We start from the raw sequence: 17,720 nt of genomic DNA on the forward strand, positions 1-17,720 counted from the left end.
CCTTCCAAAAGCTTGTGGAGGTCTGCGTTCCGTCGCGGCCGCAGGTGGGCAATCCGACTGGAAGACGAAGGCGGTGTCGTTGCCCAGGACGCGTGTCCTGTCAGGCGCGCGGCTTCAGTCGGCTCGCGGTAGCGGTATCGGGACGGCTTGCCCGCGCGCGAGGTTGAGGAAGGCGCCGACGTGGCCGATCGAACCGCGTCCGAGGAGATCGAACAGCAGCGAGAGGGCGTGGCTCGCCAGCACACGGTTGACGAACAGGGACTGGCGCTCGAGCGCTTCTGCGACCGAACAGGACGGTGCGTCGTCGTCGGCCAGGCTGTCGTCGGCAAGTTCCGGGAAATATTCAAGCACCGTCGGAAGGCGCGGGCCAGCCTGGGCGCCGCCACGCCCCGGGCAGCCGATCAGATATTGTCCGTCGGTCGCGCGATTGCCGAGGTCCATCCAGTAGGATGGAGCGGCCCTGCCCTTCGTGATAGCGGCGCCGAGCGCGCGGCGAGCCGAGGCCGTATCGACGCAGGTGATGAGGATGTCCGCGTCGTCGACGCCAATCGCCGCGGGCGCGCGACCGTGAACGGCGTCCCAGGACAGGCCATGCGCGAGGTTGATCCGTTCCGTCAGCGTGCGGGCTTTGGAATTTCCGAGGTCACACCGGTAGAAGGGCTGGCGGCCGAGATTGGCTTCGCTCACGGTATCGTCATCGACCACGGTGACGTGTAGCGATCGGGAGGAGATCGCCCGCAGTGCCGTGTCGAGCGAGGCGAGCCCCATCAGCATCTGGGCGCCGTTCCCTCCGCAGCCGACAAGCAGGATCTTGATCGGGCGATTGTCAAAGGCGGAGGGAAGATAGTGGCGGTCGTTGGTGTCAGGCTGCATGGGACTCTCCTGAGAACGGACTGCGCGGAAGGGGCAGGAACATGCCGTTGGCGCAGAGGCGTGATGCCATCTGCGGTCCGTCCGGGTCGTTGAGCCGACCGATGACCAGCGCGATCTTCGTCGCAAAAGCGTCGTCGGCATTGTCGGTGGCGCTGAAATAGGCCGGTCCCACAGCGTGGCTGTGGATGTCGCTGATCAAGTGCCAACCGGGCTGCAGGACCGGCGATCGATAGATGAGGCGCGAGGGTGTCGCCTCGTCAATGTCGGGAAAATGCAACGCGAACGCCTTGGCCGCCTCGTTCCAGAGCACGAAGGCCGCCGCCTCGTTGGGGAGTGCCGCTCGGAAGTGATCGACAACCCGCTCGAGAAGCTCGTGCGGGATGAGTCCGCACAAGAGGTCGGCCCTTGGCTCGCCCACGCTTCCATAGGGGACATAGGCGGAGATCGGCGGCGTGACGTTAATATCGAGCGCGAGCCAGGGCCGGCGCAGGATGAGCATCACGCCATCGTTCCCGATCGCCAGACCGTGTCCGGCGCGTGCATCACGGAGCGCATCGAGGGCGGGCGATCGCCCCTGGGGCGGGACCGGGTAGCAGGGTACGGCGGCGAGCACCGCGGCCGCTGTCGGATCGTCGGCGAGCAAGCTCATGGCCGTGTGCTGGCCGCGATAAGCCTGCCGACAGTGACTGGCTCGGCCGCAGATCCTCGCGATGCCGGACCGGCAAGAAGGGGCCTGAGCCGCTTGGTGGGGAAGCGGACAGCACGTCGGGCAGCGAGGTCATCCCAGAGTTTGACAAGACCACCCTTGCCGGTGACGGTCAGGTCCTGGCCCACATTGGGGTGCGTCGACCAGGAGTCGAATACCGCCCGCTCGAATTCCGGGATGGTCGCGATCGTCAGTGATTTCGGCTTCGGGATGTTTCCCCAGCAGAGCTGGCCATTCCTGTAGACATTGAGGATCGGCGAGTGGAGCAGCGAGGTTTGGGCGGTGGGGCGCTCATCCGCAGGCAGCGCGTAGACGCCGAGCGCCGATCGGGTAGCGACGAAGAGATGGGCCGGGTACGGCACCGGCAGAACGACGCGCTCGGACAGGACCCGCAGACCCTCAGGCGGGCTGGATAACGCGAAATAGGCGGAACGTACCTGCGCCGGGATCCACCATGCGAGTATGTCGGGATGGGCGACCAGCGCATTGGCTGGCAGGATCTCGGGAACGACGGTGCGGCCGAGCATTTCGGTCCAGTGGCGCAGATGGGCGCGCGTCAAGGGGGTGCCCGCCCCGATTGAGGGCTGGCCTTCATCATCGTGCTCGACAGCGTGGAGGCTGGCGAAGGCGGGTGCATCCCGTCGGATCCCGCCGTAGGAACTGACTCCCCGCTGCGTTTCCCTGCGGTAGAGCAGGATGGCATTGGTCAGGACCATGCCGCCGCCGCTCGCTTCGAAATAGGTGCTATGGTCGGGCATGTCAGCCTCACAATTTGGTGGGGTCGAGTTCGATCAGGTTTTGGGCGGCGAGTAGGAACTCCGCGCCGAGCCGCAATGAGGTGAGCCAGTCGTCGATCCGTCCCGGATCCGTCAGCGGGCAAAGTCCCGCTATGTCCATGAAGCCCATTTCCATGCCGCTCCGGCCGACATCGTCGAGTTCGCGAGCGAACTGCTCTGACGGCACAAGCGTCAGTGGCGGCACTGAGGAGGCTTCTTCGAAGCCGGGGACGTACTGGTAGACAAGATCGATGTCGCAGTGCCAGGCATTGCGATCCGGTTGCAGGCCCTTCAAGGCGCGGCGCGCGCGGCGGAGGCTCCGCAACTTCTGCCGCAGGCCGCTGGGGAGTTGCGCGGGCTGTGCCGCGTTCGCCGCGATCATCCAATCGGGACGGCGGGCGTTCATCGTGGACGGAAGCGACTGTTCATCGATTTCGCCTTCGTCCACGCCATGATATTCGATCATGCATCGACGGGCCGCTTCGTCATCGGTCTCGCCGTCCCAATAATACATGGAAATTTCATCGAATAGGTGATCGTAGCCGAAGATCGGCAGAACGATCCCCAGGGTTTGCTCGAGTTCTTGATAGACAGCGGCACGCCAGGCGATCGGAGCATCGCCGGTCTCGATCCAACCGAGGTCGATCTGTCCCATGCTGTCGCAGACGATGGCGATCGCGGGTGGATCGCCCTCCTCGCCCTTCAGAACCGTCGTCCGCAGATCGGCGAGTTCGATCGGTGCGAGGATCTCGAGCACCGCCGCACGGAAGACTTGTTCGATGCGCCGCCGGGCCTGCGCGCGCGTATATTGCTTGGGCGACGCTTCCCTCGCCGCAACCCAGGCGCCGATGAGTTTGTGATGCGGGCCCAGTGGACGATCGAAGAGCGTGGGAACAGCATCGGATATCGCGACGGATCGACCCGCGAGATCAGCCGAGAGGCGGGAGCCCGAAGGACGCGGGCGGCTCGAGCGGTTCGGGGCGGCCCTCGCCCGTGTTTTCCGGGTCGGCGAGCATCCGGGCGTGGAGGACCTGGATGCTCGTGTTGCAGGCAGGTGGGGAGAAGTCGGTCGTGTCGCCATCGTCGGACCCGATCCATTGGAGGAGCGTCTTGCGGGGTGCGGCCGGGATGGCCGCGTGCTTGCTGCCGGCCATGGTCAGCCCTTGGTTCCGACGGCGCGACGATATTCGGTGACATGGGCCGTGCCCGAGACGCCGGCGTCCACCATCTCGGCGTTGACGATCGCCGGAAAGAGCGTGGCATGGTAAGCGCGTAGGGCGGCCAGGTCATCGGCGAGGTGCGGCGGGACCGGAAGGTCGATGCCGTCATATCTGTAGGTGCGGGTGAGACGATTGATCTGCATGGGTGCCTCCCGGCTGATGTGGGAATGTTCGAGCGAAGTCGGTCAGAAGAGGGTAGCGGGTTCGTTCGGCTTGGCGTCCGCCGGCGGACTGGTCCGCACCGGCACTTTCGCGGCGCTGGTCGGAGAGGTCGCCTTGGACGCCGTTGCAGCTTTCGCCTTGGCGGCTTCGGCGGCGGCGGTTCTGGCGGCTTCGGCGGCTTCCCGCTGTTCGGCGAGCTGGTCGGCGAGCGTCTTGCGCGTGGCGATAAGATCTCCGAGCGCGCCGTGTGGCCCCTTGGCGAGTTCTGCGTCGATCTCCGCGGCGGTGGCGGTGATCGAGATCGGCCGGGTCTCGCCGGCTTCGAGCTTGGCCCCCGCGCCTTCGGCCTTCCGGGGAATGACGGTGAGGGTGACGGTGTCATCGGGGCCGGCAACGAGGTCGAGGCCGAGCGAATAGCGCTTGAGCAGCGGAAGCAGGCTTGCAATCAGCATGGCGGTCAGTCCTTGTGTTGGAGAGTGTGGAATCCGGTCAGGCCGCGAGGTCCGTAACCGGAGCCTGGACTTGCGGGGCGACTGGCGCCGCGGGCGGCCCATAGGTGCAGTCGAGGGTCATCGCGCTCGGCAGGCGCCCGGACCAATCGAACCCGAGCGCGTTGAGCATGCTCGAGATGAGATCGGATTTCTTGGAACCGAGGCGCTTTGCGAAGGCCTTCTGTCCCATATGGGCAACGAGGCCGCATTCGTTGGCGATGAACTTAAGCTCTTCCTTGGTGTATCGCTCAAGGAAGGCTTGATCGACTTTCCAGGTATCGCGCAGATCGACCTCGAAGGCTCTGGCGAGATCGGCGACATGATCGAAGGTGAGGACGTCCTTCGCATAGGCGGCGCCGATGACGGAAAGCACGATTTCCGCCTGCCGGTCGGGCAGCGTCCTGATCGTCGTGATCTTCGCACCGTAATCGAGGTCCGGGAAGGCAGCGCCGACCAGCAAACCGGCACGGGATGTCAGGGTATCGGCTTTGATCTGCGAGAGCGTGCCGGACATCGCCGCGACAAGGATCGTGGTTTGTGCGTGGCCGGCGTTGCTTGCGAGCGCACGGGCGAGCGCGGTGCGCCAGGTAGCCTCACGAAGGTCGGTGGTGCGACGTGCGATCGATTTCGCAGTGACGGCCGGTTTGTGCGCGGATGAGGCGCTGCCGGCCGAAGGTGCCGTGATCGACGGTGCGGGTGAGGGTTTTTCGATATCGTCATCAACCGACGGCTCGGTTTCGACCGAGTCCTCTTCATGGTCGGTGCCGGTCTCGTCGGTGGGGTCATCCTGTTCGTCATCCCCAGAGCGATCGGCAGCCGCAGGAGACGCGGTCCTTGCCGCCTTCGCAGCGCGTTCCTGCTCCTCGAAACGGATCGTTTCGGCGGCTTCGGTTTTCAACTGGAAGCATGTCGGATTGGTGCAGCTCCCATCGTCGACATGGGTCTCGAAAAGAACGCGCTGCACGCCGGAATTGAACGGACAGTTGAGGCATTCGGTCTTGTCGAAACAGGCATTGGCGAGGCTTTGCGTGACCCGCATGAGAAGCTTGAGGGTCTTCGCCACGTCGAGGCCAGCGTCCAGGATCGTTTCGAGGGCTTTTTCCTGCTTGTCGGCGGGCACGGCAGCGAGCAACTCGGCGTGTCCGACCTTGATCCGGCGCTCATCGAGCGCGCATTTGGCGGCGTCGCAGAGTTCCGCGAGTGCGAGCCGGCGATCGAGCTTGGCCCGAGACCACCCGAGCCGCCGCGCGGCTTCGGCGCGGTCGCCCTGGCACGCCGCGAGGTAGCGAACCGCGGCATCGGCCTGCTCGGTTTCGGAAGGGTCGTCACGGTCGTCGTTCTCGGCGATCGCGGCTTCCAGAGCCTCCTGGTCGGTCATCTCGCGGACGATCACGGGGATCCTGCCGTCGGGACCATAGACTTCCAGGGAAGCATTATATCGCCGCTCACCGGCAACAAGTTCGAAGGCATCGGCACCATCCGGTGCGGGGCGGAGCAAGGGCGGCTGAAGAACGCCGCGCAGGCCGATCGAGATTACCATTTCTTCGTGCTTTTTCGGATCGAAGAAACGGCGGGGATTTTTCCCCTTTACGATCTTGGAGAGCGGCAGCGTAGTGGGCCAGGTCGGCTGTGGAGCGTTCAAGGCTGATCTCCTTATGGAATGTGGCAGGGCCGTCCGCGCCGGGTCACGCATGCGCCTGCGGCGGGTCGGGCTGTTGACGGCGATGGCGGGGGAATCGATGCCGGTCGGGTCATCGAGGGGGCGGATATGTCGGCAATCTCAAGCCGACCACCAAGACCCCTCCCCCCTTCCCTCCGGTGGCGCAGGGAGTGGCTCGGAGGAGGGGCAGGCGCTTTCTTGCACATGGAATTGGCGCGCGCCGAGCGGCGAGACATCGCCGACGTCGCGCGCTTTTGTCCGCAGTGGTGTCGCTGGCTACCGCGTGATCACGCGGCGGGTCAGGTCGGGGATGCGAACATTGTCGTAGGGACTGCTGACCGACATTTCCAACGCGTCTCGCTGGGCGCGATACCAGTCAGTGGCCTCGACGGTGTAGGTTTCGGTTGCATAGGGTTCGCCCCCGCTGGCGAACTCGATCTCGATGGCGAAGCGCTGGCGGTCGATATGCGAAGATGCTTGCATGGTGACTTCCTTTCGAAAGCGAAAAGGGCAGCTCCGACCAAGGTCGAAGCGGCCGAGCAGAAGTGAGGGTGGAGCTGGAGAAGCGACGCGGTGATCCGCACCGGATCGAGCGCGGTCATGCGAGAGCGATCAGATTTTCATCCGCGTGGAACAGCGTGAATAGCCATCGGCGCGGGGAGCGATCCGGCATGGGACTTCGCCAGGAAGTTACGGCGCGGCCCAATCACCACGCCACCCATAACCGCCCTCCTCCCCTCCTTTTGACTTGCCCGTCGAATATCGGCACTTGTTCGTTTACGTTTGCGCAAGTGGGCCTGGTTCAAGGCCGCTGTCTCCAGCGAGAAGAGGGATATTGCATGGCCGAGACCGAAGAAGCCGGCGTCATGTCTTTGACGGTGACGTTGCTCAGCGCCTATTTCGTGAACAACACAGTTCCGAGCAGCGAACTGCCTGCACTCGTCGAGGGAACAAGACGGGCTCTGCTGGGCGACGCAACCGTTGCCGCCGCGGCGCCGCTGGCCGAGAGCAAGGAAGACGCGGTCGAAGCCGCCGCTTCCGCATCCGAGTTCAAGCCCGCCGTGACCCTTGAGGAAAGCCTCGCCTCACCCGACCATATTCTGAGCCTGATCGACGGGAAGCCGTACAAGGCTCTCAAGCGGCACTTGTCGGCGCACGGGCTGACGACGGTCGAATATCGCGCGCGCTATGATCTGCCCGCAGACTATCCGATGGTCGCGCCGGGTTATTCGGCCTCGCGGCGCGAAGTCGCGATACGGCTTGGATTGGGTGGGAAGCGCAAGGGCGTGTCGGCGCCGCCGACACCGGCCCCCGAAGAGGTGGCGACAGGCGGGGTGGAAACATCAACTGCACTGCCCGGTGCCGAAGAAGCTCCGGCCGAAGCCGCGCCGGTCCGGCGCACGCGAGCAAAAGGCGCACCTTCCGGAAAGGCCGCGAGCGCGCCGACGAAGGTGAAACGCAAGGCGGCAAGCGGGACGGCTAAGCCCGTTGCGGTCAAGGCGGCGTCGAAGCCCAGGCGGAGCCGGGCACCGAAGGACAGCGTCGGCACGGCAACACCGCCGGAGGTCGCGCCCGCCGAGGCCCCTTTGGCCGGCTAGCAGCGGAGGACCGGTTGCGACGCCCTCAAGCCGCCTTCGCCTTGCCGGCCATCCGCAGGACGTCGTTCCAGTCCTTGAAGCCGAACGGCGGATATTCGGTCTCGATGGTGCGCCCGGGCATCTCGTAGGCCTCGATTGCGTTCGCCACGCCGATCTCGCCCGCAATGTCATTGTCGGGGAAGAGGACGAGCCGCGTCACATTGTGGGGAATCGCGATATGGTGCAGACGCTCGCTGCCGAGCGTCGCCCATACGGGCATGCCGAAGAGCATCATCGCCGAGAGCGCCGTTTCCACGCCCTCGGCCAAGCCGAGAACCGATGTCGCGGGAGCGAGCATCACGGCGGCGCGGTCCGGCCGTCCGAGCGTCATTCTTGGATCGGCGAGGTCGCGGGCGCGTCGCGCGTCATCGCGCTCGAGGAAGGTTCGTTGGATCGCCACGAAGCGGCCATCTCTGTGGAGGCCGCCGTCGTGCAGCGCCGCGATCATGGCGGGCCGGAAATCCACCGCATCGCCCTGCCCAAGCGGCGTGCGCGGATGGAAGCGCAGCGAACGCGGCAGGATGGCGATCCTGCGGCGGCGCAAATAGAGTTCGGCCGGCGTTCCGCTGAGCGGCCGCGCTTCGTCCCAGATGCGCTGCGCGATCTGGCGTCGCCACAAGTCCGTTCCCGCGTCCGAGGGTGCATTTGCGGTCCTCTCGACATTGAGGAGGGCATTTTCCTCCAGGCGCAGGATCTCGCGGATGACGTCACGCGTGTCGCAGCCGGCGAAGCATTTGAAGAGGAGGGCGTTGTCTCCGACCCGCACGGACAGGCTGGGGCTGTGGTCCGTGTGCGCCGGGCACAGACACATGGCGCCGCCGGGCTTCCAAGTGCCGCCGAGACGCTTGACGATTTCGGAGCCGATCGCCTCCAATTCCGGGTTTCGGTTGTTGCTGGTGCGCGCCATGGGGATATCCGAGCAATTGGCCCGGCCCGCTCTGGTCCCTTATGCGCGCGCTCGGCGCAGCCATGCGAGGATAGACGGGTCAGGCAAGTAACGGCGATTGCAGGACCGGTGCGGCCTTGAAATCACCCGGCAACCCCACTCTCCCTCCCCTCCCGAACCACTCGCGGCGCTATTCGGACGGAGGAGGCGCTCTCAGCGAGCTCGGTTCCCCGGGGGCCGAGACAGGTATCCACAGGTAGCGAAACCGGCCGGCCGGAAGGCCCAGATCGGAATAGTCGCGCCAAGCGAGCGGATATCGGCCGCTCAGTTGCAGGGGCACGTCCCGACCCCTGGTCGTTCCTGCGCCGGCCTTGTCACCCCATTGGAGTGTGCCGGCGAGTTCCTTCGCCTCAGCGATATCGAAGGCCGCATCGACCGTATCGCCGCGCCGGCGGGGTTGCCAATAGGCAGGGTCGTTTGAAAGGACCAGGACGGCTGCGTCGTGGTTCGTCCGGCGAACGAAGGCCTCCATTCGGGCCACGTCCTTGCAGACGTCGTGGCGCCGGATGTCATGGGCGCTCTGCTGCCGGAGTGTGAATCGCTCCCCGTCAACTTCGGCAACGAGGCTCTTGCAGAGATATTTCAATTCCAGAGCAAAGGGTCGTTCCCCGAGAAGGAGGACGTCGATCGCGCCGCGCAGGTCGCCGCCAAGCGGATATTCCAGTCGGATCTGCTGGTGCGGCTGTCGGATGCGCAGTTCCATGGCCAGTTCATGCTGGAGATCGGCCTCCGAACAGAAGACCGGACGCCGTCTGGCCATATCGGACATCACTCGATCAATCTCGATCAATTCAAGCTCCCCCGCACAGTTCAAACGAGGTTGCTATAGCGGCCGGGGTTAAGCGAGCGTAGCACGTTGGAGACTCATCGCTGGCAGCAGATAAACTAAATTGAATCGCAATAGTGGGTGGCGTAAGCAACGATCCTCTCACATGAAATTGAGAACCGCAACGCATCGACTTAAGAGCGCCCTATTCCATATCTCAGTCTTTTTCACCGCCCGCTTCGCAATCATCCAAAATGGAGCAATGCATTCCGGGCGCAATTTACAGGCAAGAACTTACAATATGCCGCGTGGAGACATGAGCTTCTTTCTCCCATGAGAAAGGAGCGTGTCATGCCCATTCCGACCAATTTGATTGCGGATCCCCGACCAACGGACAGGTCGCCCCGGGAGAGGCTGACATGATGGAGGGCGCTCGCATCGCAGCGACGGTGGACCGGTGCAGCATGGCCGACTTCGCGGAACAGGTTCAGCGCTTGCTCGCCAACGAACTGGGTCGCGATCTCTTCACCATCCCGGCATTCGAGATGCTTCTCGATCTCTATACGTGCAGGTGCCGGCAGCCGCGTTCGCTTACCGCCCTGACCGCAGCATCGAGTGCATCGGAGCGAAACTCGCAACGGATCGTCCATCGCATGGCTGAACGTGGGCTGGTCAAGCTCCGACGCGATCCAACCGATGGTCGAAGGATCATTGTCGAGCTGGAACCGGAAACGCGGATATTGCTCGACCGCTTCTTTGACCGGTTGGTGGAACTCGTGACGGTTGAGCCGGCGCCCAAGAAGGCCGGACGCTAGGAATGCGATACAGAGCGGCGAATGGGAGGCCTCGTGCTCTTAGTATCTTGCAACCACCCGGAAATCGTTGCAGAGTTTTCGCGCAGTGCGGAAAGCGGCTGGGAACCGCCTGCAGGATAAACCTTCCAGGCATGGCAACGGGCCCATCCATGACGGTTGGGCGCACGCATTGGACGTTATTGCCCGCCACCCTTGGGTGGTTCTGTCATGCTGTCTTCGTTGTCTGCCTGCCGTTGCCCTTTGGCGCGCTTCGACCTCCAAACGTGCGCGTAGACCCATGTTTCGCGCCAGTGAGGATAAAGGCACCTGCGTGCGTGCGTCCGCACGCTATGGCGACCGCCAGTTCGAAATCGTCTATCGGAGGGAGGCGCCTAAGCTGCTTTTATACCTCAAACGGCGGATCTGGCAGGAGGAGGACCGGCACGACCTGGTCCAGGAGGCTTTCACGAGGCTGGTCGCGTCGCGATCCAGCGCGGCCACAAGCAATCCCGGCGCCTATTTGCAAGGCATTGTTCGACATCTTCTCGCCGATCGCGCGCGGGCCTGGGCCAAGGCAGAGGCCTTCGATCCGGTCATCTATTCGGCCGGTAAGGACATTGCCGGGCCGGATACGGTCGCGGAAATAAACGACATGCGGGAAAGCTATCGACTGGCTGTCGAAAGCCTCCCGCCAAGGACGAAAGAGGTATATTTGTTACATCGTGCCGAAGAACTAGGATATAAGCAGATAGCTGAGCAGCTTGATATCAGCATCCGAACCGTGGAGTGGCATGTGGCTGAGGCCATTGTGCGCATCGGCAAGAGCATCGGAATTACCCATGGCTGAAGGCGAGATGCCGGAGCCTATGCCGAGGATGGACCAGCAGATGCGAGAGGCGTCCCTGTGGTTCGCCAGGATGCGGGGTCCTGATGCGGACGAGTGGCGCCCTCAGTTCGAGGACTGGCTGGCCCTCGGGGCATCGCATCGGGGTGCCTACAACCGAGCTGGCGAGATATTTGCCTTGGGTCGCTTCATGGCGGCCCAGCATGAGGAGCAAGCCGTCGAGGCCAATGACAATGACGAGAGCGGACACCGTTGGAGATGGACGGCGATCGCCGCCAGTCTCCTCCTGACCGTCGGCGTCGGAGGATGGATCGCGAAGATGGAGCTGACCGGCACGCGAAGCGTTCCCGTCCAGGTGGCGCAGCCGAGGATGGATCAACGCGCCGAACGCCAGCGCTACGCGACGTTGAACGGTTCCAAAAGGACGGTTCGGCTCGCCGATGGTTCCTCGGTCGAGCTCGCTGCCAACAGTGAACTCTACACAAACTTCACCTCGGACCAGCGCGAGTTGAAGCTCGAGCGCGGCCGTGCCCGCTTTGAGGTCGCGCATGAGGCTCGCTCCTTCGTCGTCCTGGCCGGCGGAGGGAGCGTGACTGCGCGCGGGACGATCTTCGAGGTCAGTCTGGAGCGTGACGAGCGCGTGACGGTGAGGCTGCTGCGTGGTGCTGTCGATGTCGAGCGTCCCAGCACCATCAAGGGAACGACCGGCCCGGCCGCCATCGCACGTCTTGAACCGGGCGAGATCCTCAGTTTCGCGATCGTCACGCCGGCGCTGCTTCATCCCCCTGCGACAAAGGGTGAGCTTCAGCCGCTCGAACCCCCGGCGAATATCGTGCCGGTGCGTGAGTACGAGCGCACCCCATTGGCTGCGGTAATTGCTGAAGCCAACCGGGATTCCGCGACCACGATCCATCTAGGCGACCCGAGCATCGGGGCGTTGCGGGTGAGCGGCCGGTTCCGGGTGAACGATGCCGATCAGGTTGCCGATCGACTGGCTTCGCTGTTCGACCTTGACGTCGAAAAGACCAAGCCGGGTGAAATCACTCTCAAGCGGCGATAGACAGAAACTTTTTTTGTGACCTACCCCGTAGGTTGCAGTTTTGTTGCGATGCTCCCTGAAAATCCCGCCAAATTGTCGGGAGTTTCCAACGGGGGCAAAGATGGTTCGAATGGGGTCTCGGTTTCGGTGTGCTCTCCTTGCAGCGGTGGCGATCGGCTCGCTGGTGCCAATCGCCCCTGCCCTTGCTGCGGAAGAGCGACGCATCGAGTACCACATCGAAGCCGGCGACCTGGGCGAGGCCCTGAAGACAGTCAGCCGCCTGTCAGGAAAGGAGATCATCTTCAACTCCGAGGCGGTGCTCGGCAAGGCGGCGCCGCGGCTCCAGGGTTCGTTCAGCGCGGATGAAGCTGTCCGGATGCTTCTGGAAGGGTCCGACCTCGTCGCCCAATATCGAAAGGATGTCATCATCATCCGGGGGCGATCGGAGCCGTCGGGCGATCTAAGCGATCGCTCGGCGGTCCAAAGCGAGATCGTGGTCACGGGATCACGAATTCGGGGGAGCGAGCCCGTCTCGCCCGTCGTGGTCGCTACCCGAAGTGAGATCGAGAAAGAGGGTATCCACGATCTGGGTACCTTCGCGCGCAGCTTGGTTCAAAACTACTCCGGCGGTCAAAATCCGAGCATTCCGGGCGGAGGCCAGGGGACCTCTGAAAATGTCAGTTCTTCCTCGACCCTGAACTTCCGAGGGCTTGGTCCCGATGCAACGCTCACGCTCTTCAACGGTCATCGAGTCGCTTACGACGCGATGAGCCAAGGCGTGGACATTTCAGCTATTCCCCTCACAGCATTGGATCGCGTCGAGATCGTCACGGACGGCTCTTCTGCTCTCTATGGGTCAGACGCGGTGGGCGGGGTGGCGAACGTCATCTTCCGCAGAGATTATGACGGCGCGACGGTGTCGGCGAGGCTCGGCGGTTCGACGGACGGCGGCGATTTCGAGCAACAATATAACATTGTCACCGGCAAGCGTTGGACCGACGGCGGTTTCATGGTCGCCTATGACTTCCGGGACGTGACCCCCATTACGGCGAAACAGCGATCATACACTCAGAGCAACGATCCAACAGACACGTTGCAGAGCGGCGAGCAGCAACACAGCGTCGTTGCCGCCGGACATCAGAAGATCACCGACTCGCTCTCGTTTGAATTTGACGGGCAGTTCAACGATCGTTCCAGTCGCCTCTGTGTCAATTACACGATAACCGACGGATGTCATGGAACAGGCGCCGACATACGAATTAGTACGCGCTCATGGACGGTGGCGCCGGGCCTGAAATTGGCTCTCGCAAACAAATGGGATTTGAGGCTAGGCTCGGTTTTCGGCGAGAGCAGAGCGGAACAGCTCGCAGATGTAGCTTTGGGCGGATCACCCTATCTGACGCAAAGGGGCATCTACACCAACCGCGTGCAATCCTTCGAGGCGAGCGCGGAAGGCCCTCTTTTTAGTTTGCCTGGAGGTAGCGCGCGTCTCGCCTTCGGTGGTGGCATACGAAAGTCAAAATTCATCCTGGACATTGCTTCCATCCAGAGCGGAAACGCGGTCCCGTCGCAAGAATTCGTAATCAATAGAACCACCTCTTACGGGTACGGCGAAATATCCCTTCCGGTTATATCGCCGGGCAACAGCGTGCCCCTCGTAAATCGCCTGAGTTTTACGGCAGCGGTGCGGTATGAGAACGTCAGCCACGTTGGTGATGTTGCTACACCGAAATTGGGCGCCATATATGCTCCTACTCGAGATATTGCCTTCAAATTCAGCTGGGGGAAGTCGTTCAAAGCGCCGACGCAATATCAGTCCGGTCGGCCTCGAAGTGGCTACTCACAGATCGGCGCGACTGCTTACTTCCCTCCAAGTCCCATCTCGGGGACCGTACTTTACGTCTCGGGCGGCAATCCAGACCTCAAGCCGGAGCGCGCGACGAACTGGACAGTCACAGCCTCACTTACACCCTCCATCGCAGAGGGGCTGAGAATTGACGCGAGCTATTTCCGCATTGACTATCGTTCGCGAGCGGTTTCCCCGATACCGCAAAACTCGCTCGCCTTCTCTCCGATCTACGGCGCCTATGTTACGCTTAATCCCACAAGGGAGCAGGTTCTGGCCGCGCTTGCCGGAATAACCACGCTCTATGATCAGGGCGGTGGCGACCCAACGACAGCCAACGTAGTCGCGATCGTCACCAATTACCTCCAAAATGCGGCCATTCAAAAGATCGACGGCGTCGACCTCGCCATCGACTACAGCTTTCCGGCCGGACCGCACGATCGCATCAATTTGCACGGTGCAGCGAGCTATCTCGAAAGCGAGCAACAACTAAGCGCCAATCAACCGATGGTCCAACTCGCTGGCATCCTCTACAGACCCCCTCATTGGCGGGCCTCGTCGTCTATCGAGTGGCAGCACTCCAACCTTTCGGTGTCGGGGGTGCTCTCGTATATTGGCGGTTCTCTCGACAATCGCCTGCCCCCATATGTGCGAGTGGGAGACTATAAGTCGATCGACCTGATTGCCCAATACGAAACGGCCGCCGATATCGGCGCGCTGTCAAATATGAAATTCTCTCTTTCAGCTTTGAACATCTTTAACGAGAAACCTGCCTACGTCCGGACTACGAGCGCCGGCGGCTATCATTACGACTCAAGCAACTATCCGATTACGGGTCGGTTTCTCAGCGTCACGATCAGCAAGAGCTTTTAATGCGACGTCCCCTTCTGGAGGGTGCAGCGATGCTCGCCGCGTCGTCTCTTGCGACTTGGGGCGCGTTCATGTGGTGCAGTGCTGCGGCGGGGTCGACCGTTCCAGCAAATGCGTCGGAAGTTCGACTGACTCCTAGCGATCTGGTCCGCATATCAGATTTCGGCCCGGTGTTCCCAGGCGCGGGCGAGCGCATTATCAATCTGTCTCCCGACCGGAGGATGGCCGCTGTCCAGGTGCGGACGGCAGACCCATCATCGAACCGATATCTAATCCGCATCGATGTAGTCGATCTCACCTCGCGCGGACCGTCGAGAACGATTGATGAAGGCGGGGATTTCACCCTCCAGTTCGTCAGCGGAATCGGAGGCGCGGAAGTGAGCACCGGATACGCGGCCGCCACCCCAATCACATGGTCACGCGACGGGAGATGGGTATATTTTCTCAAGCGATCAGCAGGAACAACGCAGGTATGGCGCGCCGCAGCCACCGGAGAACTTAGCGAGGCCGTGACGCACGAGGCAGAAGGAGTGGATGATTTCCTCCTCTTGGCCGATGATCGGCGTCTAGTCTATTCGTCGCGCCAGCGAGACCCCGTTCTCGAAGACGCCCTGGGAGCAGAGGCGCTCCGGGGATTTCGCTTCGACTCACGTTTTATCCCTCTCATCGACGATGGGCCGCAGGAGTCGGTTATCAAACGGGTGACTAAAGCAATTGACATGCCCACCGATCATCCTCGGGAGGCAACCGCCGACGAAGAAAGAGAGTTCGTCAGGCATGTCCAGATCGCGAGCGCCGGCCCCGTAGCGATATCAAAATCGGGTCGAAGCGCGTTCGTTTCCGTTCCGGACGGACAACATGGCCTAAACGGCGGCAAGGTAGCTGTCAGGCGAGAGAGCGGCGAGGAACAAGTTTGCAATTCGGCGGATTGCGCCGGAGCCTTGGCCATCTGGTGGACGAAGGACGGCAATCGTGTGCGGTTCATTCGTCGGTATGGCTGGGGAAACAGCGAGATGGCCATCTTTGAATGGAAGCCGGGGCGTTCGGAGCCGGAACGCCTGTATGTCACGCAAGACTTGCTGCTCGACTGTCAACCGTTGGATGAGGAGTTGGTGTGCGCACGTGAGCGGTCGGCAGACCCAAGGCACATTGTCGTCTTGAATCCGGATACCGGCCGGGCCAGAGTTGTTTACGATCCCAATCAGGGGTTTCATCGGTTTTCACTTGGCCGCATTGAGCGACTTCATTGGCGGAACGAATTCGGAATCGAGACCTTTGGAGATCTAGTATATCCCGTCGGATATGTGCGCGGCCGGGCCTATCCGTTGATCGTCGTCCAATATATTTCGCGAGGCTTCCTGCGGGGAGGCGTTGGCGACGAGTTCCCAATTCAAGCCTTCGCTAACAACGGCTATGCGATCCTCAGCGTTCAGCGCCCGGACGCAAGTCTCCTTCAACGAGAGTTCATCGGCCGGACGCATGACGATAAGTCAATTGAAAAACTCATAGATCGCCGAAGCGTGCTTTCGTCGATTGAAACTGCTGTTCGCAGCCTAATAGACCGCGGCATCGCAAATCCACTCCAAATCGGTATTACGGGTTTGAGCGATGGATCGTCTACCGTCCAGTTCGCGCTCATCAACAGTTCGATGTTTCGAGCTGCGTCAGTTAGCGGATGCTGTTGGGATCCATACCAAGATGCACTTGTCGGGCCAGGGGCTGCGGAGGCCTATCACGAGAGCGGCTGGCCAGAGCTAATCAACTACGACTCCGACTTCTGGTCGCATATGTCCCTCATAGAAAACGCCCGGAGAGTCTCGGCTCCCCTGTTGATACAGCAATCCGATGATGAATTCAGAGGAGCGATCGCGAGCTATATCGCTCTAAAGCAAGCCAATCGCTCAGTGGCACTCTACGTGTTTCCAAACGAACATCATGTGAAGTGGCAGCCAGCTCACAGACTAGCAGCCTACGAACGGAATCTTCGTTGGTTCGATTTTTGGCTCCGCGGGCTTGGAGATGGACACGAGTGGCGGTCGGACAACTAGCCTTCAGCGGGCTTCCACGAGAAGAATCTCCCATATGGCGCTGCTACATGCGGCGCACTTGTGCCCTATCGCCTCTGATCTGAACTACGCCACCTCGGCATTCAAACCTCGGCCCACGCGCATCGACCGCCAATGCCGGACCCATGCTTCCGTGTCGACCAACATCAACAGTCGCGTGACATCGCCAACTGTTGGCTGAATGTCGGGGTCGAAGGCCGCTTCAATTGCGACTCTGTCAACAATCTTCTCCCCCGCGAGAAAGCCATTCATTAGCCTCTCCTTTATCTCGTCTCGGAAGCGATAGAATATTTGGAAGCTGAACCCTTGTGGACCACCCTTGGTCTTGCGATCGACGACGACATCCGGAAGTGCCGCGCGGAAGGCCCTCCTAGCCACGGACCTGTCAACGCCTTGGTCGCACTGCAACCAGGCGGGGATCTGCAGGCAGGTCTCCAGCAGAGGCTGGGACGCCAGAGGATGAAAAACCGGCATACCGTCGCGTTCACGATAGGCATCTAGGGAATGGTGCATACGGATGAGCATAGCGATTTGGGCGGCCTTCGCAGGCAGCTTCAAGCTTTCCGGTTGTTCAAGCCAGGGATGATAAACTGGCTTTGAAGCCAGTTCGTCGACAACGGAATCCATTAGAAACCCGAGCTCGGATTTCCAAACATATCCATCGGCGGATCGACGCCAGGCGCGGATTCCATGCAAGATGACTTCGACACCGTTTGCGCCCGTCAGCGTCGAAATGTCGCTAACCGTCTTCAGCAGCCCGAGCGACCAACCATTTGAAAGGAGACGATCGGCCAAGGGCCGCGCCGAATGGCTCATGTAGAAGACGTTGTCGCCTCCGTTGCCCGTGAAGATTGCTCGGGCATCGAACTGCTTTGCGACCCGGAGCATCGCTGCGTCATATGCTTGGAGATCTAGACGGCCAAAAGGCTTCGGCAGATGGCGGATCGACGACTGATCCAGGTCGACGTCTTCCAACGCATAGCGCTCTTCGAAAAGGGTCTGAAGCGCCCCGGCTTTTCCGGAG

18 protein-coding genes are annotated in these 17,720 nt (G+C 61.9%); 6 read left to right on the forward strand and 12 right to left on the reverse strand.

The annotated features are described in order from the left end of the window. Window positions 1–114: 114 nt before the first annotated feature. From F7P65_RS16740 to F7P65_RS16780, 9 genes are all read right to left on the reverse strand, one after another. Window positions 115–873 (reverse strand): PRTRC system ThiF family protein, encoded by a 759-nt coding sequence (locus F7P65_RS16740; RefSeq protein WP_150293657.1) that lies wholly within the window; start codon window positions 871–873, stop codon window positions 115–117. After that, window positions 863–1,522 carry a PRTRC system protein A gene (locus F7P65_RS16745; RefSeq protein WP_150293659.1) on the reverse strand — a complete coding sequence of 220 codons (660 nt, stop codon included), beginning with the start codon at window positions 1,520–1,522 and terminating at the stop codon, window positions 863–865. Before F7P65_RS16745 ends, F7P65_RS16740 begins: the two co-directional genes overlap by 11 nt. Beyond that, a complete protein-coding gene (locus tag F7P65_RS16750) occupies window positions 1,519–2,337 on the reverse strand; it encodes a PRTRC system protein B (protein WP_150293661.1) in 819 nt (272 codons plus the stop codon). Before F7P65_RS16750 ends, F7P65_RS16745 begins: the two co-directional genes overlap by 4 nt. Window positions 2,338–2,344: 7 nt before the next feature. Further along, window positions 2,345–3,112 carry a hypothetical protein gene (locus tag F7P65_RS16755; RefSeq protein ID WP_240334348.1) on the reverse strand — a complete coding sequence of 256 codons (768 nt, stop codon included), beginning with the start codon at window positions 3,110–3,112 and terminating at the stop codon, window positions 2,345–2,347. A 172-nt stretch (window positions 3,113–3,284) separates the two neighbouring features. Beyond that, window positions 3,285–3,509 carry a hypothetical protein gene (locus tag F7P65_RS16760; protein ID WP_150293664.1) on the reverse strand — a complete coding sequence of 75 codons (225 nt, stop codon included), beginning with the start codon at window positions 3,507–3,509 and terminating at the stop codon, window positions 3,285–3,287. Window positions 3,510–3,511: 2 nt separating this feature from the next. Continuing rightward, a complete protein-coding gene (locus tag F7P65_RS16765) occupies window positions 3,512–3,718 on the reverse strand; it encodes a PRTRC system protein C (protein WP_086485683.1) in 207 nt (68 codons plus the stop codon). Between the two features lie 42 nt (window positions 3,719–3,760). Then, complete coding sequence (locus tag F7P65_RS16770) at window positions 3,761–4,189, reverse strand: PRTRC system protein E (protein WP_150293666.1); 429 nt, start codon at window positions 4,187–4,189, stop codon at window positions 3,761–3,763. A 37-nt stretch (window positions 4,190–4,226) separates the two neighbouring features. Further along, on the reverse strand, window positions 4,227–5,921 hold the full coding sequence (locus F7P65_RS16775; protein ID WP_420853323.1) for a PRTRC system ParB family protein: 1,695 nt from the start codon (window positions 5,919–5,921) through the stop codon (window positions 4,227–4,229). A gap of 243 nt (window positions 5,922–6,164) precedes the next feature. Next, window positions 6,165–6,371: a hypothetical protein gene (locus F7P65_RS16780; RefSeq protein ID WP_150293668.1), complete on the reverse strand. Its 207-nt coding sequence runs from the start codon at window positions 6,369–6,371 to the stop codon at window positions 6,165–6,167. Window positions 6,372–6,727: 356 nt separating this feature from the next. Here F7P65_RS16780 and F7P65_RS16785 point away from each other — a divergent pair, with 356 nt between their 5' ends. Beyond that, window positions 6,728–7,486: a Ros/MucR family transcriptional regulator gene (locus F7P65_RS16785; protein WP_150293670.1), complete on the forward strand. Its 759-nt coding sequence runs from the start codon at window positions 6,728–6,730 to the stop codon at window positions 7,484–7,486. A gap of 25 nt (window positions 7,487–7,511) precedes the next feature. Here F7P65_RS16785 and F7P65_RS16790 read toward each other — a convergent pair whose 3' ends face one another. Both F7P65_RS16790 and F7P65_RS22210 read right to left on the reverse strand, forming a co-directional pair. After that, window positions 7,512–8,432 carry a DUF7146 domain-containing protein gene (locus F7P65_RS16790; protein WP_150293672.1) on the reverse strand — a complete coding sequence of 307 codons (921 nt, stop codon included), beginning with the start codon at window positions 8,430–8,432 and terminating at the stop codon, window positions 7,512–7,514. A 169-nt stretch (window positions 8,433–8,601) separates the two neighbouring features. Beyond that, window positions 8,602–9,174: a hypothetical protein gene (locus F7P65_RS22210; RefSeq protein ID WP_240334349.1), complete on the reverse strand. Its 573-nt coding sequence runs from the start codon at window positions 9,172–9,174 to the stop codon at window positions 8,602–8,604. Between the two features lie 482 nt (window positions 9,175–9,656). Here F7P65_RS22210 and F7P65_RS16800 point away from each other — a divergent pair, with 482 nt between their 5' ends. From F7P65_RS16800 to F7P65_RS16820, 5 genes are all read left to right on the forward strand, one after another. Then, the gene (locus tag F7P65_RS16800) at window positions 9,657–10,052 is read left to right on the forward strand and encodes a MarR family winged helix-turn-helix transcriptional regulator (protein WP_150293676.1); all 396 of its coding nucleotides are present in this window, start codon (window positions 9,657–9,659) and stop codon (window positions 10,050–10,052) included. Window positions 10,053–10,329: 277 nt separating this feature from the next. Continuing rightward, on the forward strand, window positions 10,330–10,878 hold the full coding sequence (locus F7P65_RS16805) for an RNA polymerase sigma factor (protein ID WP_150293678.1): 549 nt from the start codon (window positions 10,330–10,332) through the stop codon (window positions 10,876–10,878). After that, window positions 10,871–11,935, forward strand: a complete 1,065-nt coding sequence (locus tag F7P65_RS16810) for a FecR family protein (RefSeq protein ID WP_150293680.1) — start codon at window positions 10,871–10,873, stop codon at window positions 11,933–11,935. The genes F7P65_RS16805 and F7P65_RS16810 overlap by 8 nt, the downstream gene beginning before the upstream one ends. A 163-nt stretch (window positions 11,936–12,098) precedes the next feature. Further along, entirely contained in the window at window positions 12,099–14,633 is a 2,535-nt protein-coding gene (locus F7P65_RS16815; protein WP_162854681.1) for a TonB-dependent receptor, read from the forward strand. After that, window positions 14,633–16,678 carry an Atxe2 family lasso peptide isopeptidase gene (locus tag F7P65_RS16820; protein ID WP_150293684.1) on the forward strand — a complete coding sequence of 682 codons (2,046 nt, stop codon included), beginning with the start codon at window positions 14,633–14,635 and terminating at the stop codon, window positions 16,676–16,678. Before F7P65_RS16815 ends, F7P65_RS16820 begins: the two co-directional genes overlap by 1 nt. A gap of 84 nt (window positions 16,679–16,762) precedes the next feature. Here F7P65_RS16820 and F7P65_RS16825 read toward each other — a convergent pair. Next, on the reverse strand, window positions 16,763–17,720 hold a 958-nt coding region (locus F7P65_RS16825; protein ID WP_240334350.1), incomplete at its 5' end, for an asparagine synthase-related protein.

The organism is Sphingobium estronivorans (assembly GCF_008692605.1).
Taxonomy (GTDB): Bacteria; Pseudomonadota; Alphaproteobacteria; order Sphingomonadales; family Sphingomonadaceae; genus Sphingobium; species Sphingobium estronivorans.